The organism is Rhizobium sp. NPDC090279 (genome assembly GCF_044769665.1).
Classification (GTDB): Bacteria; Pseudomonadota; Alphaproteobacteria; order Rhizobiales; family Rhizobiaceae; genus Rhizobium.
Window position 1 is genome coordinate 190493 of the sequence record NZ_JBIVYI010000009.1, and the last position, 15161, is coordinate 205653.

A 15161-nucleotide genomic window follows, 5' to 3' on the forward strand; every position below is an offset into this window, starting at 1 on the left:
TCGCCAGCCTTGGAGTATGGTACTTCCATCTTGAATTGCGCGAGGGATGGGCGCAAATCTGCTTTTGAAGGCAAACAGGAGGAACCATGGCTTCATCCCCGCATCCGCTGGATCATCTCGTACTGCCGACCGTCAACATCGCTTTGGCGCGCGAGCGCCTCGGCAAGCTCGGCTTTACGGTGGCTCCGGATGCGCGCCATCCCTTCGGCACGGAAAACGCCTGCGTCTTCCTTGCCGACAAAACCTATCTGGAACCTTTGGGCGTGGCGTCTCTGGAGCGATGCGAGGAAAGCATCGTGGATGGCAATGTCTTCGTCGCTCGCGATCAGGCTTACCGCTTTCGGGTCGGGCAGGATGGCTTTTCGGCCGTGGTGTTCGGCACAGACGATGCCGTTGCGGATGACGAGCGTTTCAGAGCGGCGGCGATTTCGGCGGGGCAAATGCTGGATTTCTCCCGCCCGATGAAGATGCCGGACGGAACTGAAACCATGGCCGGTTTTCGTCTCGCCTTTGCGGTCGATCTGCGTGCGCCGGATTTTCTCGCCTTCTGCTGCCAGCGCATCAATGCCCTGCCGGCCGACCGCAGCGTGCTCGAGCGTCACGAAAACGGCGTAACCGGCATCGCGCAGGTGGCGCTTGGTGCGCCGAAGCCGGCGGCATATCGCAGCTTCTTCGAAGAGGTTGTCGGCGGCCCTCGGATCATGGAGCATTCCTTCGGCCTGACGATCAGGGCCGCCAATGTCGATCTGGAGATTTTGACGCCGGAAGGAATGGAGGCATTCTATGATTTGCCGGTTCGCGGCGACGATCCGGGGCTCAGGGCGCGCGCAATCCTTTTCAAAACGCGCGATCTTTCCGTGACATCGTCGCATTTCGCTGCTAACGGCGTCACCTACACGCGTAAGAACAATCGTCTATTGGCAAGGCTGGCGCCCGGAGCGGGCGCGATGTTCGCCTTCGAGGAGATAGCATGAGCACGAATTCCGAAGTGACCGTCGGCGAAGGAGCCTCCAAGGTTCTGTTTTCCAACACCGCCAAGCTGTCGTTGATTGCCGGCCCCTGCGCAATGGAAAGCCGCGACCATGCCTTCATGGTTGCCGGTGTCCTGAAGGAGCTTTGCGGCAAGCTCGGCATCGGTCTTGTCTATAAGTCCTCCTATGATAAGGCGAACCGCACCTCGCTAACCGCCGGCCGCGGTCTTGGAATAGAAAAGGGCTTGGAGATTTTTGCCGACCTGAAGAAGGAATACGGCTTTCCGGTCCTGACCGATATCCACACGGAAGAGCAGTGCGCCATCGTCGCCAAGACGGTCGATATCCTGCAGATCCCGGCCTTCCTGTCGCGCCAGACCGATCTTCTGGTCGCCGCCGCCAAGACAGGCCGTGTCATCAACGTCAAGAAGGGGCAGTTCCTGGCGCCCTGGGACATGAAGAACGTGCTTGCCAAGCTGAACGACAGCGGCAACCCGAACATTCTTCTCTGCGAGCGCGGCGCTTCCTTCGGCTACAACACGCTGGTTTCCGACATGCGTTCGCTGCCGATCATGGCGGCGATGGGCGCTCCGGTGATTTTCGATGCCACTCATTCGGTGCAGCAGCCCGGCGGGCAGGGCGGTTCGACCGGCGGCGATCGTCGATTCGTCGAAACGTTGGCGCGTGCCGCCGTTGCTGTCGGCGTTGCCGGCGTCTTTCTCGAAACGCATGAGGACCCGGACAATGCACCGTCCGACGGTCCGAACATGGTCTATCTGAAGGACATGCCGCGGCTTCTGGAGAAGCTTTTGGCCTTCGACGCCATCGCCAAGGCCTGAAAAGTAGCCGGCATTCAACAGGCTGACATGAATTTGCGTTACGGGCCTGAGGGAGCGCCAGATCGAGGTGCGGATCGCCATTGTAATTTCCGCACCGTCGATTAAGACGATTTAAATCGATTTATAAACCAGCGAGCAGGAAGCTATCATGACCGCAATCACCGACATTATCGCCCGCGAGATTCTCGACAGCCGTGGCAATCCGACTGTCGAAGTCGATGTCTACCTCGAAGATGGCAGCATGGGCCGCGCGGCGGTTCCGTCGGGCGCATCGACCGGCGCGCATGAGGCCGTCGAGCTTCGCGATGGCGGCAAGCGCTACCATGGCAAGGGTGTCGAGAAGGCCGTCGAAGCCGTCAACTCGGAAATCTTCGATGCCATTGGCGGCATGGATGCTGAAAACCAGATCCAGCTCGACAACATCATGATCGAGCTCGACGGCACGCCGAACAAGTCGCGTCTCGGCGCGAACGCCATCCTCGGCGTTTCGCTTGCCGTTGCCAAGGCTGCCGCTCAGAGCGCCAACCTGCCGCTCTACCGTTATGTCGGCGGCGCTCACGCTCGCTTGCTGCCGGTTCCGATGATGAACATCATCAACGGCGGCGCCCATGCCGACAACCCGATCGACTTCCAGGAATTCATGATCCTGCCGATCGGCGCCGACTCGATCCGAGAAGCCGTCCGTATGGGTTCGGAAGTCTTCCACGTCCTGAAGAAGGAACTGGCATCGCAGGGCCACAACACCAACGTCGGCGACGAGGGTGGTTTCGCGCCGGGCTTGTCCAGTGCCCCGGCAGCCCTCGACTTCATCATGAAGTCCATCGAAAAGGCTGGCTACAAGCCGGGTGATGAAATTGCTCTCGGCCTCGATTGCGCCTCGACCGAATTCTTCAAGGACGGCAAGTACGTTCTCGAAGGCGAAGGCCGCACGCTGGAATCGGGCGCCATGGCCGAATACCTGGCAGAACTTGCCGCCAACTACCCGATCGTTTCGATCGAAGACGGCATGGCTGAAGACGACTGGGAAGGCTGGAAGACGCTGACCGACCTGATCGGCAAGAAGACGCAGCTCGTCGGCGACGATCTGTTCGTCACCAATTCCGCCCGCCTGCGCGACGGTATCCGCATGGGCGTTGCCAACTCGATCCTCGTCAAGGTCAACCAGATCGGTTCGCTGACCGAGACCCTCGATGCCGTCGAAACCGCGCACAAGGCCAACTACACGGCCGTCATGTCGCACCGCTCGGGCGAAACGGAAGACTCCACGATCGCCGACCTCGCCGTTGCCACCAACTGCGGCCAGATCAAGACCGGCTCGCTGTCGCGCTCCGACCGTCTTGCCAAGTACAACCAGCTCATCCGCATCGAGGAAGCGCTCGGCCCGCAGGCCAAATATGCCGGCCGCTCCATTCTGCGCGGCTGATATTGTTCCGCAGGCTCTCTTTTGACCCGCGGCCATGGTAATCGTTGAAATCGAACCGCGCCCCCCCGGGCGCGGTTTTTTGTTGGGCCGTGTCGTTAGAGTCAACGGACGGTTAATCTCTGCCGCTTACATTAGCTCTAGGTGTTTGATTTGATGTGATCTTGTTCGTGGCTGCATTGGCTTTGGGGAGATCGCGTAAAGCCAGGGCGTGACGAGCGAGTATGTGGACAAAGTATCATAAGAAGAGAAGGTTCGGCCGTCTCATCCTTCCCGCCATTACCATCGCTTTTGTGAGCTATTTCGGTTATCATTGCATTCATGGCGATTACGGCCTGAAGGCGACCGAGGTTTTCGAGCAGCGTCGCATTGACCGCGCCAAGGAGTTGGCTGATCTCGTCGCCAAGCGCGAGCACTTTGAAAAGGAGGTCGCGTTGTTGAGTGACGGCTCTTTGGACAAGGACATGCTCGATCAGTATGCGCGTTATCAGCTGACCTATTCCAAGGCGAACGAAATCGTCATATTCAACAAATAGCCACAATTAACCGAATTCTGGTTAATCGCCTTTTCGCAAGTTATATCAATAAGTTGCGAAGAATACGAGCCATGCAATTATAGCATTGCTGTGGCGAACAATCTTGCCTATGTTACGCCTCACCACAAAACGAGGCTACTCACACAGGGAGGGTTGAATGGCGCCGCGAAAAAACGCGACCGTTTCCAGCCGTAAGACAGCATCAAGACCTGCCAAGGAAACCAATGGCGGTCCGATCGCAGATTTCGATCGTGATGCGGAGCTCAAGGCTTATCGTGAGATGCTCCTGATCCGCCGCTTCGAGGAGAAGGCCGGCCAGCTTTACGGCATGGGCTTCATTGGCGGTTTCTGTCACCTTTACATCGGCCAGGAAGCTGTCGTCGTCGGCATGCAGCTGGCGCTGAAGGATGGCGATCAGGTCATCACCGGCTATCGCGACCACGGGCACATGCTGGCAACCGGCATGGAAGCACGCGGCGTCATGGCTGAGCTCACCGGACGTCAGGGCGGCTATTCCCGAGGGAAGGGCGGCTCGATGCACATGTTCTCCAAGGAGAAGAATTTCTACGGCGGCCACGGCATCGTCGGCGCCCAGGTCTCGCTTGGCACCGGTCTCGGCTTTGCCAACTGGTATCGCGGCAACGACAATGTCAGCGTCGCCTATTTCGGTGATGGCGCCGCCAACCAAGGCCAGGTCTACGAAAGCTTCAACATGGCGCAGCTCTGGAAGCTGCCTGTCATTTTCGTGATCGAGAACAACCGTTACGCCATGGGTACCTCGACCGCTCGCGCCACCGCGCAGGCCGACTTCTCCAAGCGCGGCGCTTCCTTCGGCATCCCCGGCATCCAGGTCGACGGCATGGACGTTCGCGCCGTCAAGGCTGCAGCTGACGAAGCCGTTGCGCATTGCCGTTCCGGCAAGGGCCCGATCATCCTGGAAATGTTGACCTACCGTTATCGCGGTCACTCCATGTCCGACCCGGCCAAGTACCGTTCCAAGGACGAAGTGCAGAAGATGCGCTCCGAGCATGACCCGATCGAGCAGGTCCGTGTTCGCCTTCTCGAAAAGGGCTGGGCGACCGAAGATGATCTGAAGGATATCGACAAGGATGTTCGCGACATCGTCGCCGACAGCGCCGATTTTGCCCAGAACAATCCGGAGCCGGATGCATCCGAGCTCTACACCGACATTCTGCTCTAAATCGGGGAGGGACGATCAATGCCCATCGATATTCTTATGCCCGCCCTTTCTCCGACGATGGAAGAAGGCACTCTTTCGAAATGGCTCAAGAAGGAAGGCGACAAGGTCGTTTCCGGTGACGTCATTGCCGAAATCGAAACCGACAAGGCCACCATGGAAGTGGAAGCCGTCGACGAAGGCGTCATCGGCAAGCTGCTGGTCGACGCCGGCACCGAAGGCGTCAAGGTGAACGCCAAGATCGCTATCCTGCTACAGGACGGTGAATCGGCCGATGCCATTTCGTCCGCAAGGGCAGCACCCGCTGCCGAGCCGGCTAAGGCCGAGGCTCCCGCCACCGCTCCGGCGCCTGCAGCCGCTGCACCGGTTCCGGCCCAGCCGAAGGCTGCGGCTCCCGCTGATCCGGAAATCCCGGCCGGCACGGAAATGGTGTCGATGACGGTGCGTGAAGCGCTGCGCGATGCCATGGCCGAAGAAATGCGCTCCAACCCGGACGTCTTCGTCATGGGTGAAGAGGTTGCTGAATACCAGGGTGCCTACAAGGTGACCCAGGGGTTGCTGCAGGAATTCGGTGCCCGGCGCGTCATCGACACCCCGATCACCGAGCATGGCTTTGCCGGTATCGGCGTCGGCGCTGCCATGGCCGGCCTTCGTCCGATCGTCGAGTTCATGACCTTCAACTTCGCCATGCAGGCGATCGACCAGATCATCAACTCCGCTGCCAAGACGCTCTATATGTCCGGCGGCCAGATGGGCGCTCCGATCGTCTTCCGCGGTCCGAACGGTGCGGCGGCTCGCGTCGGCGCGCAGCACAGCCAGGACTACGCCTCCTGGTATAGCCACATTCCGGGCCTCAAGGTTGTCATGCCCTACACGGCAGCTGACGCCAAGGGCCTGCTGAAGGCTGCGATCCGTGATCCGAACCCCGTCATATTCCTCGAAAACGAAATCCTCTACGGTCAGCACTTCGACGTGCCGAAGCTGGATAACTTTGTTCTGCCGATCGGCAAGGCCCGCATCCATCGTCCGGGCAAGGACGTCACGGTCGTTTCCTTCGGTATCGGCATGACCTATGCCACGAAGGCGGTCGCCGAGCTGGAAGCCCAGGGCATCGATGTCGAACTCATCGACCTGCGCACCATCCGCCCGATGGATCTTCCGGCGATCATCGAATCGGTCAAGAAGACCGGCCGTCTGGTAACCGTCGAGGAAGGCTATCCGCAGTCGTCGGTCGGCACGGAAATCGCCACCCGCGTCATGCAGCAGGCCTTCGATTATCTCGATGCGCCGATCCTGACGATCGCCGGCAAGGACGTACCCATGCCATACGCCGCCAACCTCGAAAAGCTGGCGCTTCCAAGCGTCGCCGAAGTGGTCGATGCGGTGAAGGCCGTTTGCTACAAGTAAGGGGAGGGCTCATCGATGCCTATCAACATCACTATGCCTGCCCTCTCGCCGACCATGGAAGAGGGCAACCTCGCCAAGTGGCTGGTCAAGGAAGGCGACAAGATCAAGTCCGGCGATGTCATCGCCGAGATCGAGACTGACAAGGCAACGATGGAAGTCGAAGCCGTCGATGAAGGCACCGTCGCCAAGATCGTCGTTCCCGCTGGCACCGAAGGCGTGAAGGTCAATGCGCTGATCGCAGTGATTGCCGCCGATGGCGAGGATGTCGCTGCGGCAGCCTCTGGCGCTGGCGGCGCAGCTGCGGCTCCGAAGGCGGAAGCAGCCCCTGCGGCCGCGCCTGCCCCGGCAAGCGTTTCGGCTCCCGCTGCATCCGCTCCGGCTGTGTCGGCTCCTACTGCAAGCGACGGTCATCGTACCTTCGCGTCGCCGCTCGCGCGTCGACTGGCCAAGGAAGCCGGCATCGATGTGACGGCGGTTTCCGGCACCGGTCCGCACGGCCGCGTCATCAAGAAGGACGTCGAGGCTGCGGTTTCCGGCGGCACGGCCAAGGCTGCACCTGCAGCCGCACCCGCTGCACAGCCGGCCGCCGCTGCTGCTCCTGCCGCCGCGCCCAAGGGCATGTCGGAAGAATCCGTCCTCAAGCTGTTCGAGCAAGGTTCCTACGAGCTTGTGCCACATGACGGCATGCGCAAGACCATTGCCAAGCGCCTGCAGGAATCCAAGCAGACGATCCCGCACTTCTACGTCTCGGTCGATTGCGAACTCGACGCGCTGCTGGCGCTTCGCACGCAGCTCAACGATTCCGCTCCGAAGTCGAAAGATGGCGTGCCGGCCTACAAGCTCTCGGTCAACGACATGGTCATCAAGGCACTGGCTCTCGCGCTGCATGACGTGCCTGATGCCAACGTCTCCTGGACGGACAGCAACATGGTCAAGCACAAGCATGCCGATGTCGGCGTTGCCGTCTCCATCCCGGGCGGCCTGATCACACCGATCATCCGCAGCGCCGAGCAGAAGACACTCTCGACCATCTCCAACGAGATGAAGGACTACGGCAAGCGCGCCAAGGAGCGCAAGCTGAAGCCCGAGGAGTATCAGGGCGGTACGACTGCCGTGTCGAACATGGGCATGATGGGCGTCAAGAACTTCGCCGCCGTCGTCAACCCGCCGCATGCGACCATCCTGGCCGTCGGCGCCGGCGAGCAGCGTGTCATCGTCAAGAAGGGCGAAATGGTGATAGCCAATGTGATGACCGTCACGCTGTCGACCGACCATCGCGCCGTCGACGGTGCGCTCGGTGCCGAGCTCCTGGCCGCCTTCAAGGGCTACATCGAAAATCCGATGGGGATGCTCGTCTGAGCCTTGTCGTAAACTGGAGGCATGAATGACCAAGACCGTTCTGTGTTATGGCGACTCGTTGACGTGGGGCTATAGCGCCGAGACGATCGGTCGTCATGCCTATGAGGATCGGTGGCCGAGCGTGCTGCAAAGGGCGCTCGGTGATCAGGTTCGTGTCATTCCGGAAGGGTTGAATGGCCGCACCACCGCTTTCGACGATCATCTCGCCGATTGCGACCGCAACGGCGCGAGGATCTTGCCGACGATCCTGCAGACCCATAACCCGCTCGATCTCGTGATCATCCTGCTTGGCACCAACGATATGAAGCCGGTCGTGGCCGGCTCGGCCTTCGCTGCTCTGCAGGGCATCAGCCGGTTAGTGCAACTGGTGCGCAATCACGCCTGGGGGTTCGACTACGAGGTGCCCGACATCCTCATCGTCGCACCGCCGGCGATCTCCGAGACTGCGAATCCCGCTTTCGCGGCCAGCTATCTCGGCGCGATCAAGGAATCGAGCAAGCTGTCGACGCTTTACCGCGATCTGGCCGATGAACTGGGCTGCGGTTTCTTCGATGCCAATTCGGTTGCCTCCACCACACCGCTCGACGGCGTGCATCTCGATGCGGAAAACACCCGGGCGCTCGGGCGTGGCCTTGAGTCGATCGTGCGGATGATGCTTGGAATTTAACAAATCAGGGCAGGCTGCAGCTTCGACCGGCCGCCACCAATAAGGCAGGAAACACATGGCTGAGAATTACGACGTCATCATCATCGGCTCCGGTCCGGGCGGTTATGTCGCCGCAGTGCGCGCCGGCCAGCTTGGCCTGAAGACCGCGATCGTCGAGCGTGAGCATCTGGGCGGCATCTGCCTCAACTGGGGCTGCATACCCACCAAGGCGCTGCTTCGTTCGGCCGAAATTCTCGATCATTCCAATCATCTGAAGGATTACGGCCTCGTTCTCGAAGGCAAGGTGAGCGCGGATGTCAAGGCAGTCGTCGCCCGCTCGCGCGGCGTCTCCGCCCGGCTCAACCAGGGCGTTGGCTTCCTGATGAAGAAGAACAAGGTCGACGTCATCTGGGGTGAAGCCAAGATCACCAAGGCTTCGACCGGCGCTCAGCCAGGCGAAATCGTCGTCGGCAAGTCGACGAAGCCTGTTGTCGAGCCGCAGCATCCGCTGCCAAAGAACGTCAAGGGCGAGGGCACCTATACCGCCAAGCATATCATCGTCGCCACTGGCGCCCGTCCGCGCGCTCTGCCCGGCATCGAGCCGGACGGCAAACTGATCTGGACCTATTTCGAGGCATTGAAGCCGGACTTCCTGCCGAAGTCGCTGCTCGTCATGGGCTCGGGCGCGATCGGTATCGAATTCGCCAGCTTCTATCGCTCGATGGGCGTCGATGTCACGGTCGTCGAAGTCATGCCAACCATCATGCCGGTCGAGGATGCGGAAGTTTCCGGCATCGCCCGCAAGCAGCTCGAGAAGCGCGGCCTGAAGATCTTCACCAAGGCGAAGGTCACGAAGGTCGACAAGGCTGCCAACTCGATCACGGCCCATGTCGAAACGGAAGACGGCAAGGTTCAGCAGATCGTTGCCGACCGCATGATCTCCGCCGTCGGCGTGCAGGGCAACATCGAGAATCTAGGGCTTGAGGCGCTCGGTGTGAAGACCGACCGCGGCTGCGTCGTCATCGACGGTTACGGCAAGACCAATGTTCCCGGCATCTACGCGATCGGCGACGTCGCCGGCCCTCCGATGCTGGCGCACAAGGCCGAGCATGAGGGCGTCGTCTGCATCGAGAAGATCGCCGGCCTGCCGAATGTCCATCCGACCGACAAGGCCAAGGTTCCGGGCTGCACCTATTGCCAGCCGCAGGTCGCCTCGGTCGGAATGACCGAAGCCAAGGCCAAGGAGCTCGGTCGCGATATCCGCGTCGGCCGCTTCTCCTTCGTCGCCAACGGCAAGGCGATTGCGCTGGGCGAAGACCAGGGTCTCTGCAAGGTCATCTTCGACAAGAAGACCGGCGAGCTCTTGGGCGCGCACATGGTCGGCGCAGAGGTGACCGAACTCATCCAGGGCTTCGTCGTTGCCATGAACTTGGAAACGACGGAAGAGGAGCTGATGCACACGATCTTCCCGCATCCGACCGTTTCGGAGACGATGAAGGAAGCCGTGCTCGACGCTTACGGCCGGGTGCTGAACGCTTGATAATTTCCTGCCATGCCCTTTATCGAAGGGGTGGAAATCAGGAAAGGAAATCAACATGTCTATCACGACGGAAGCTTGGATCGTCTTTCTTTTCATCGGCCTGGCGGCGGGGTTTCTCGCCAGCCTGATCGTTGGCGGTGGCGGCGGCTTGATCGGTTGCTTGGTGAGTGGCGTGATTGGGGCTTTCGTCGGCGGCTTCCTGTTCCATTATTTCGGGATTTCGCTGGGCATTGAAAACGCGCTTGTCGTGGAGGTCATCCATGCCACCGTCGGCGCGATCATCGTGGTGCTGTTGGCGAGATTGATCGCCTAGAGCAGTTCCAGCAAAAGTGCGAAGCGGTTTTGCGTCCGGAACTGCATAAAAATAAAAGGATAGAGCATTTCCGTGACACCACTTGAAACGGAAATGCTCTGAGATCGGGGTTGTGATGGAAAGTGTCGGTTGGCTGGGTCTGATCATCATCGGCGGTCTTGCGGGCTGGCTCGCAGGCAAGCTGATGGACGCGCGCTACGGCATCATCCTGAACATCATCCTCGGCATTGCCGGCTCGGTGGTTGCGGCGGGGCTTCTGGTGGCCTTGCATGTCGGCGTGCCCGGCGGCCGGCTCGGCTTTTTCATCACCGGTTTCATCGGTGCGTGCATTCTGATATTCCTCGCCAAATTCGCTCGGCGATGAAGGGCCGCATTTCAAGCGGCGGAAAGTAGACGTTTCATGGTCACCATTCTCGACACGATCAACCCGGACGCCAAGCGCGTGCGTCATCCCGAAAAGGCACATCGGCCGGATACGGAAGTGCTGCGCAAGCCGGACTGGATTCGTGTGAAGGCACCGACGTCGAAAGGCTATGCCGAAACCCGCTCGATCGTGAAGGAGCACAAGCTCGTCACCGTCTGCGAGGAAGCCGGCTGCCCGAATATCGGCGAATGCTGGGACAAGAAGCACGCGACGTTCATGATCATGGGCGAGATCTGTACCCGTGCCTGCGCCTTCTGCAACGTCGCAACTGGCAAGCCGAATGCGCTCGACATGGCAGAGCCGGAAAATGTCGCCAAGGCCGTCAAGGAGATGGGCCTCAGCCACGTCGTCATCACCTCGGTCGATCGTGACGACCTGGCGGACGGCGGTGCCGAGCACTTCGAGAAGGTGATCTGGGCGATCCGCGCCGCTTCGCCGGCAACGACGATCGAGATCCTGACGCCGGACTTCCTGAAGAAGCCGGGTGCTCTGGAGCGCGTTGTCGCCGCCAAGCCGGACGTCTTCAATCACAATCTGGAGACCGTGCCCGGCAACTATCTGACGGTCCGCCCCGGCGCGCGGTACTTCCACTCGGTTCGGCTGCTGCAGCGGGTCAAGGAACTCGACCCCACAATGTTCACCAAGTCGGGCATCATGGTCGGCCTCGGCGAAGAGCGCAACGAAGTCCTCCAGCTGATGGACGACCTGCGCACCGCCGATGTCGACTTTTTGACGATCGGCCAGTATCTGCAGCCGACGCGAAAGCATCATCAGGTGATGAGCTTTGTCACGCCGGAAGAGTTCAAGTCTTACGAGACCGTGGCTTACACCAAGGGCTTCCTGATGGTCGCCTCCAGCCCGCTCACCCGTTCGTCGCACCATGCCGGCGACGATTTCGAGCGGCTGCGGGCCGCTCGTGCCAAGAAGCTGTTGCTCGCTGCCGAGTAAGCGGAACAAGATCCAGTCTTGCCTTTCGAAGGAGCCGCGGCGATTGTGCCGCGGTTTTTGTTCGCGCCGTCATCTCTTTGTCATCAAGGCGGCCTAGGGAACACGCCGCCGTTTGTTACCGGTTTCGGCGCTTTAGAATCGACTATGGAGCTGGACCGTGGAGCAGATCGTCGCGCCGCAGGCGCTTTCCCGTGCGATCGATATCGACGAGGCGGCGGCCCTCATCAAAAAGGCGGATCGTATCCTTGTCATGGGTTGCTCCGGCACCGGCAAGAGCACGCTCGCGCAAGCGATTGCGTCTCTGCGCGACCTCACCTGTGTCTCGATGGATCGCGATATCTTCTGGTTGCCCGGCTGGAAATCGCGGCCGCGCCCGGAAGTCATCGCGCTGATCGAGCAGGCGGTCGCCGAGCCGCGCTGGATCATGGACGGCAATAGCCCGGGGACCTTGCCCTTGCGGCTGCCGCGCACCGATATCGTCATATGGAGAAGGCCGCCGCGCCACGTGGCGTTGAGGGGCGTTGCTTCCCGTTGGCTGCGCTACAGGGGTCGGTCACGGCCCGAAATGGCGCGCGGATGTCCGGAACGGCTGGACTGGAAATTCCTGCACTACATCTGGACGTTCGAGCGTAATGAAGCGCCGCAGTTTCAGGACATGCTGATGCGGCACGGCAGCAATGTGCCTGTCGTGACGTTGAAATCCTATCGCGATGGCGAAGAACTGCTTTCGCGCCTTCAACGGAAGATCTGAGAGGCTGAGATGGATCTCGTGGCGATACCTTCACTGTACAACGAGGTACACGATCTCGCCGAAGCGGCCGATCATATCCGCGGAGCGAATCGCATCATGGTCATGGGCTGTTCCGGTGGCGGCAAATCGACCCTGTCGCAGAAAATCGCCGCCCGCTTCGGCCTTGCCTATATCTCGATCGATCGTGACATTCTGTGGCTGCCGGGCTGGGTGGAGCGCGCAAAGGAGGAGCAGCGTGCCATCGTCGTCTCCAAGGTCCAGGGCGAGCGGTGGATACTGGACGGCACGAATCCCTCGACATTCGATATCCGCCTGCCGCGCACGGATTTCGTCATCTGGGTGCGGATGCCCCGCCTTGTGTGCATCTGGGGAGCGGTTTCCCGCTGGATCAGATGGATGGGCCGCACGCGCCCGGAAATGGCGCCGGGCTGCATCGAGAAGATCGACTGGGAGTTTCTGCGCTTCATCTGGACGTTCGAGGAGAAATTCGCGCCAAGAGTGCTCGCAGGCCTCGCGCAGCATGGCCCCGACGTGCCTGTTTTTCAGCTGAAATCCCGTGGCGAAATGCGTCAGCTTCTTGATCTTCTTGGCCGTCCTGCTTAATTGCGGCTCATGCCTCAATTCGAAACCCATCGCCCCGTTCCGCATTCTCCCGATCAGATGTTCGACCTCGTTGCCGACGTGGAACGTTATCCGGAATTCCTGCCGCTTTGCGATGCGCTCACGGTCCGCAGCCGCAAGGAGCGCGACGGCAGGGTGCTGCTGGTAGCCGACATGACCGTCGGCTACAAGGCGATCCGCGAGACCTTCACGACGCAGGTGCTGTTGAACAAATCCGAGCGCGCCATTGACGTGAAATACATCGACGGACCGTTCAAATATCTCGATAATCGCTGGCGCTTCGCGCCATTGGAAAACGGCGGCTGCAGCATCGATTTCTTCATCGATTATGAGTTCAAGAGCCGCATTCTCGGCGCTCTGATGGGGTCGATGTTCGATCGTGCCTTCCGCATGTTCACGGATGCCTTCGAGACGCGGGCAAACAAGATCTACGCCTGAAACGGGAGCCCGGCGCTATTCGCCGAGCGCGATCAGCATTTCCAAAGCTGTTTTCAAGGTCGCCAGCCGAATCTTGTCACGGCCGATATCGCCGTAGCGCATTTCACGATGGGTGAGCCCGCCGCTGCGCGCCTTGGCGGCGAGGTGGACGAGCCCCACGGGTTTTTCCGCGGAGCCGCCGCCGGGACCGGCAACACCGGTTACCGCCACGGCAAAATCGGCCCGGGAGCGGAACAGGGCGCCATGCACCATCTGCAGCGCGGTTTCCTTCGACACAGCACCGAACCGTGCAAGCGTCTGTTCCTGAACGCCGAGCATCTCCATCTTGGCAACATTGGTATAGGTGACGAAGCCGCGATCGACGACGGCGGACGAGCCGGGAATTTCCGTGAGCGCGCCGGCGATCAGCCCGCCCGTGCAGGATTCGGCCGTGGCGACCATGCAGCCCCTGGCCGTGAAGTCCGTGACGATCTTTTGCGCGAGCGCGATAATCTCATCTGGAAAATGCATCATGCCTTGCCTCCGCGATAGACGACCGTTGCGGTCGCGATAGCGGCGATGCCTTCGCGACGGCCGACGAAGCCGATCTGCTCGTTTGTGGTTGCCTTGACCGAGCAACGATCAAGGCTGATGCCCAGAAATTCGGAAAGCCTGGCGCGCATAACGTCGCGATGCGGCCCGACTTTCGGCGCTTCGGCAATCAGCGACACATCCGCGTTCATGATCGTGCCGCCGCGCTCGCGCACGATCTTGGCCGCATGCTCGATGAAGATGCGCGACGGCGCACCCTTCCATTGCGGATCGGACGGCGGGAAGTGGTCGCCGATATCCCCGGCGCCGCAGGTGGCGAGCAGGGCATCCGTCAGGGCATGCAGGGCGACATCGGCGTCCGAGTGCCCTTTCAGCTTCTGGTCGTGCGGAATGAAGACGCCGCAGAGCGTCACGCCGTCGCCGGGCTCCAGCTGATGCACGTCATAACCGTTACCGGTGCGCACGTCAGGCAGCAGCCCGGCGCTGAGCTTTTCGTCGGCCATGGCAATTTCCCTCTTGATCGTCAGTTTCACATTGTCGGCGCTGCCGGTCACGAGCGTCACCGGCAGGCCGCACCACTCCGCGATCGCCGCATCGTCGGTGAAATCGGCCTTGCCGTCGGCTGCTGCCTTCTCATGGGCGGCGAGAATATCGGCGAAGCGGAAGGATTGCGGCGTCTGCGCCGCGTGAAGTCCTGTGCGGGGGACAGTTTCAACGACGAGGCCATTGGCATCGCCGCGCTTCAGCGTGTCGGTGACGGGCATGGCGGGCAGTACGGCCGGCGCGCCTGCTGCAAGGGCTGCGGCGACTCGGTCAAGCAGATCATGGTCGAAGAAGGGGCGCACGGCATCATGGATCATCACATGCGTCACGCCGCTTTCCTCCAGCTGCCGCAGCCCGGCAAGCACGGATTGCTGACGTGTCGCGCCACCAAAGGCGATTTCGACCTTGGGCAAACCGGCGACCTGCTCCAGCGCCGCCCCGAGTAGTTTCTCATCGTCGCGGTGGATCACGACGACGATCTTCGTCGCCAGCGGCCATGTCATGAATCTTTCAAGCGTATGCGCAATAACCGCTCTGCCGCCGATCGGGCGATATTGCTTGGGGCCTTCTTCCGGAGAACCCGCCCGTTCGCCGCGCCCGGCGGCAACGATCACGATTCCAACCGACAGCGGTTGCGTTGAATGCATTTGCGTCATAAACCCTCGAAAGATGAAAG

General features: G+C 60.8%; 17 protein-coding genes. 15 read left to right on the plus strand and 2 right to left on the minus strand.

Annotated features, from left to right (window positions below):
* Positions 1 to 86 precede the first annotated feature (86 nt).
* The 15 genes from ACIQWP_RS22940 to ACIQWP_RS23010 all read left to right on the plus strand — a co-directional run bounded on the left by ACIQWP_RS22940 (position 87) and on the right by ACIQWP_RS23010 (position 13411).
* Positions 87 to 974: a VOC family protein gene (locus ACIQWP_RS22940; protein ID WP_402792608.1), complete on the plus strand. Its 888-nt coding sequence runs from the start codon at positions 87 to 89 to the stop codon at positions 972 to 974.
* Positions 971 to 1810 (plus strand): 3-deoxy-8-phosphooctulonate synthase, encoded by an 840-nt coding sequence (kdsA, locus tag ACIQWP_RS22945; protein ID WP_402792610.1) that lies wholly within the window; start codon positions 971 to 973, stop codon positions 1808 to 1810. Before ACIQWP_RS22940 ends, kdsA begins: the two co-directional genes overlap by 4 nt.
* A 148-nt stretch (positions 1811 to 1958) precedes the next feature.
* Positions 1959 to 3233: a phosphopyruvate hydratase gene (gene eno, locus ACIQWP_RS22950; protein WP_402792611.1), complete on the plus strand. Its 1275-nt coding sequence runs from the start codon at positions 1959 to 1961 to the stop codon at positions 3231 to 3233.
* A gap of 221 nt (positions 3234 to 3454) precedes the next feature.
* A complete protein-coding gene (locus ACIQWP_RS22955) occupies positions 3455 to 3766 on the plus strand; it encodes a septum formation initiator family protein (RefSeq protein WP_402792613.1) in 312 nt (103 codons plus the stop codon).
* Positions 3767 to 3923: 157 nt separating this feature from the next.
* Positions 3924 to 4967 carry a pyruvate dehydrogenase (acetyl-transferring) E1 component subunit alpha gene (gene pdhA / locus ACIQWP_RS22960; RefSeq protein ID WP_402792615.1) on the plus strand — a complete coding sequence of 348 codons (1044 nt, stop codon included), beginning with the start codon at positions 3924 to 3926 and terminating at the stop codon, positions 4965 to 4967.
* Positions 4968 to 4985: 18 nt separating this feature from the next.
* A complete protein-coding gene (locus tag ACIQWP_RS22965) occupies positions 4986 to 6371 on the plus strand; it encodes a pyruvate dehydrogenase complex E1 component subunit beta (RefSeq protein ID WP_402792617.1) in 1386 nt (461 codons plus the stop codon).
* 15 nt (positions 6372 to 6386) lie between these two features.
* Entirely contained in the window at positions 6387 to 7730 is a 1344-nt protein-coding gene (locus tag ACIQWP_RS22970; protein ID WP_402792619.1) for a pyruvate dehydrogenase complex dihydrolipoamide acetyltransferase, read from the plus strand.
* A 25-nt stretch (positions 7731 to 7755) separates the two neighbouring features.
* Positions 7756 to 8397, plus strand: a complete 642-nt coding sequence (locus ACIQWP_RS22975; protein ID WP_402792621.1) for an SGNH/GDSL hydrolase family protein — start codon at positions 7756 to 7758, stop codon at positions 8395 to 8397.
* A 55-nt stretch (positions 8398 to 8452) separates the two neighbouring features.
* On the plus strand, positions 8453 to 9916 hold the full coding sequence (gene lpdA / locus ACIQWP_RS22980) for a dihydrolipoyl dehydrogenase (protein WP_402792622.1): 1464 nt from the start codon (positions 8453 to 8455) through the stop codon (positions 9914 to 9916).
* 55 nt (positions 9917 to 9971) lie between these two features.
* Positions 9972 to 10229, plus strand: coding sequence for a GlsB/YeaQ/YmgE family stress response membrane protein (locus tag ACIQWP_RS22985; protein ID WP_402792623.1), 258 nt, complete (start codon positions 9972 to 9974; stop codon positions 10227 to 10229).
* A gap of 115 nt (positions 10230 to 10344) precedes the next feature.
* Positions 10345 to 10593, plus strand: coding sequence for a GlsB/YeaQ/YmgE family stress response membrane protein (locus ACIQWP_RS22990; RefSeq protein ID WP_092715509.1), 249 nt, complete (start codon positions 10345 to 10347; stop codon positions 10591 to 10593).
* A gap of 36 nt (positions 10594 to 10629) precedes the next feature.
* Positions 10630 to 11601, plus strand: a complete 972-nt coding sequence (gene lipA, locus ACIQWP_RS22995) for a lipoyl synthase (RefSeq protein WP_402792626.1) — start codon at positions 10630 to 10632, stop codon at positions 11599 to 11601.
* A gap of 157 nt (positions 11602 to 11758) precedes the next feature.
* Positions 11759 to 12352, plus strand: coding sequence for an AAA family ATPase (locus ACIQWP_RS23000; RefSeq protein ID WP_402792628.1), 594 nt, complete (start codon positions 11759 to 11761; stop codon positions 12350 to 12352).
* 9 nt (positions 12353 to 12361) lie between these two features.
* Positions 12362 to 12955, plus strand: coding sequence for an AAA family ATPase (locus ACIQWP_RS23005; RefSeq protein ID WP_402792630.1), 594 nt, complete (start codon positions 12362 to 12364; stop codon positions 12953 to 12955).
* Positions 12956 to 12964: 9 nt separating this feature from the next.
* Positions 12965 to 13411: a type II toxin-antitoxin system RatA family toxin gene (locus tag ACIQWP_RS23010; protein WP_402792632.1), complete on the plus strand. Its 447-nt coding sequence runs from the start codon at positions 12965 to 12967 to the stop codon at positions 13409 to 13411.
* A 15-nt stretch (positions 13412 to 13426) separates the two neighbouring features.
* Here the strand turns inward: ACIQWP_RS23010 and ACIQWP_RS23015 are convergent, their stop codons facing one another.
* A complete protein-coding gene (locus ACIQWP_RS23015; protein ID WP_402792634.1) occupies positions 13427 to 13924 on the minus strand; it encodes a CinA family protein in 498 nt (165 codons plus the stop codon).
* Positions 13921 to 15141 (minus strand): bifunctional 2-C-methyl-D-erythritol 4-phosphate cytidylyltransferase/2-C-methyl-D-erythritol 2,4-cyclodiphosphate synthase, encoded by a 1221-nt coding sequence (locus ACIQWP_RS23020; RefSeq protein WP_402792636.1) that lies wholly within the window; start codon positions 15139 to 15141, stop codon positions 13921 to 13923. Before ACIQWP_RS23020 ends, ACIQWP_RS23015 begins: the two co-directional genes overlap by 4 nt.
* Positions 15142 to 15161 lie beyond the last annotated feature (20 nt).

What these genes read in the sequence shown, in the direction of transcription:
- ACIQWP_RS22940 (WP_402792608.1), top strand. Translation starts at nt 87, where the DNA reads ATGGCTTCATCCCCGCATCCGCTGGATCATCTCGTACTGCCGACCGTC.
- kdsA (WP_402792610.1), top strand. Translation starts at nt 971, where the DNA reads ATGAGCACGAATTCCGAAGTGACCGTCGGCGAAGGAGCCTCCAAGGTT.
- eno (WP_402792611.1), top strand. Translation starts at nt 1,959, where the DNA reads ATGACCGCAATCACCGACATTATCGCCCGCGAGATTCTCGACAGCCGT.
- ACIQWP_RS22955 (WP_402792613.1), top strand. Translation starts at nt 3,455, where the DNA reads ATGTGGACAAAGTATCATAAGAAGAGAAGGTTCGGCCGTCTCATCCTT.
- pdhA (WP_402792615.1), top strand. Translation starts at nt 3,924, where the DNA reads ATGGCGCCGCGAAAAAACGCGACCGTTTCCAGCCGTAAGACAGCATCA.
- ACIQWP_RS22965 (WP_402792617.1), top strand. Translation starts at nt 4,986, where the DNA reads ATGCCCATCGATATTCTTATGCCCGCCCTTTCTCCGACGATGGAAGAA.
- ACIQWP_RS22970 (WP_402792619.1), top strand. Translation starts at nt 6,387, where the DNA reads ATGCCTATCAACATCACTATGCCTGCCCTCTCGCCGACCATGGAAGAG.
- ACIQWP_RS22975 (WP_402792621.1), top strand. Translation starts at nt 7,756, where the DNA reads ATGACCAAGACCGTTCTGTGTTATGGCGACTCGTTGACGTGGGGCTAT.
- lpdA (WP_402792622.1), top strand. Translation starts at nt 8,453, where the DNA reads ATGGCTGAGAATTACGACGTCATCATCATCGGCTCCGGTCCGGGCGGT.
- ACIQWP_RS22985 (WP_402792623.1), top strand. Translation starts at nt 9,972, where the DNA reads ATGTCTATCACGACGGAAGCTTGGATCGTCTTTCTTTTCATCGGCCTG.
- ACIQWP_RS22990 (WP_092715509.1), top strand. Translation starts at nt 10,345, where the DNA reads ATGGAAAGTGTCGGTTGGCTGGGTCTGATCATCATCGGCGGTCTTGCG.
- lipA (WP_402792626.1), top strand. Translation starts at nt 10,630, where the DNA reads ATGGTCACCATTCTCGACACGATCAACCCGGACGCCAAGCGCGTGCGT.
- ACIQWP_RS23005 (WP_402792630.1), top strand. Translation starts at nt 12,362, where the DNA reads ATGGATCTCGTGGCGATACCTTCACTGTACAACGAGGTACACGATCTC.
- ACIQWP_RS23010 (WP_402792632.1), top strand. Translation starts at nt 12,965, where the DNA reads ATGCCTCAATTCGAAACCCATCGCCCCGTTCCGCATTCTCCCGATCAG.
- ACIQWP_RS23015 (WP_402792634.1), bottom strand. Translation starts at nt 13,924, where the DNA reads ATGATGCATTTTCCAGATGAGATTATCGCGCTCGCGCAAAAGATCGTC.
- ACIQWP_RS23020 (WP_402792636.1), bottom strand. Translation starts at nt 15,141, where the DNA reads ATGACGCAAATGCATTCAACGCAACCGCTGTCGGTTGGAATCGTGATC.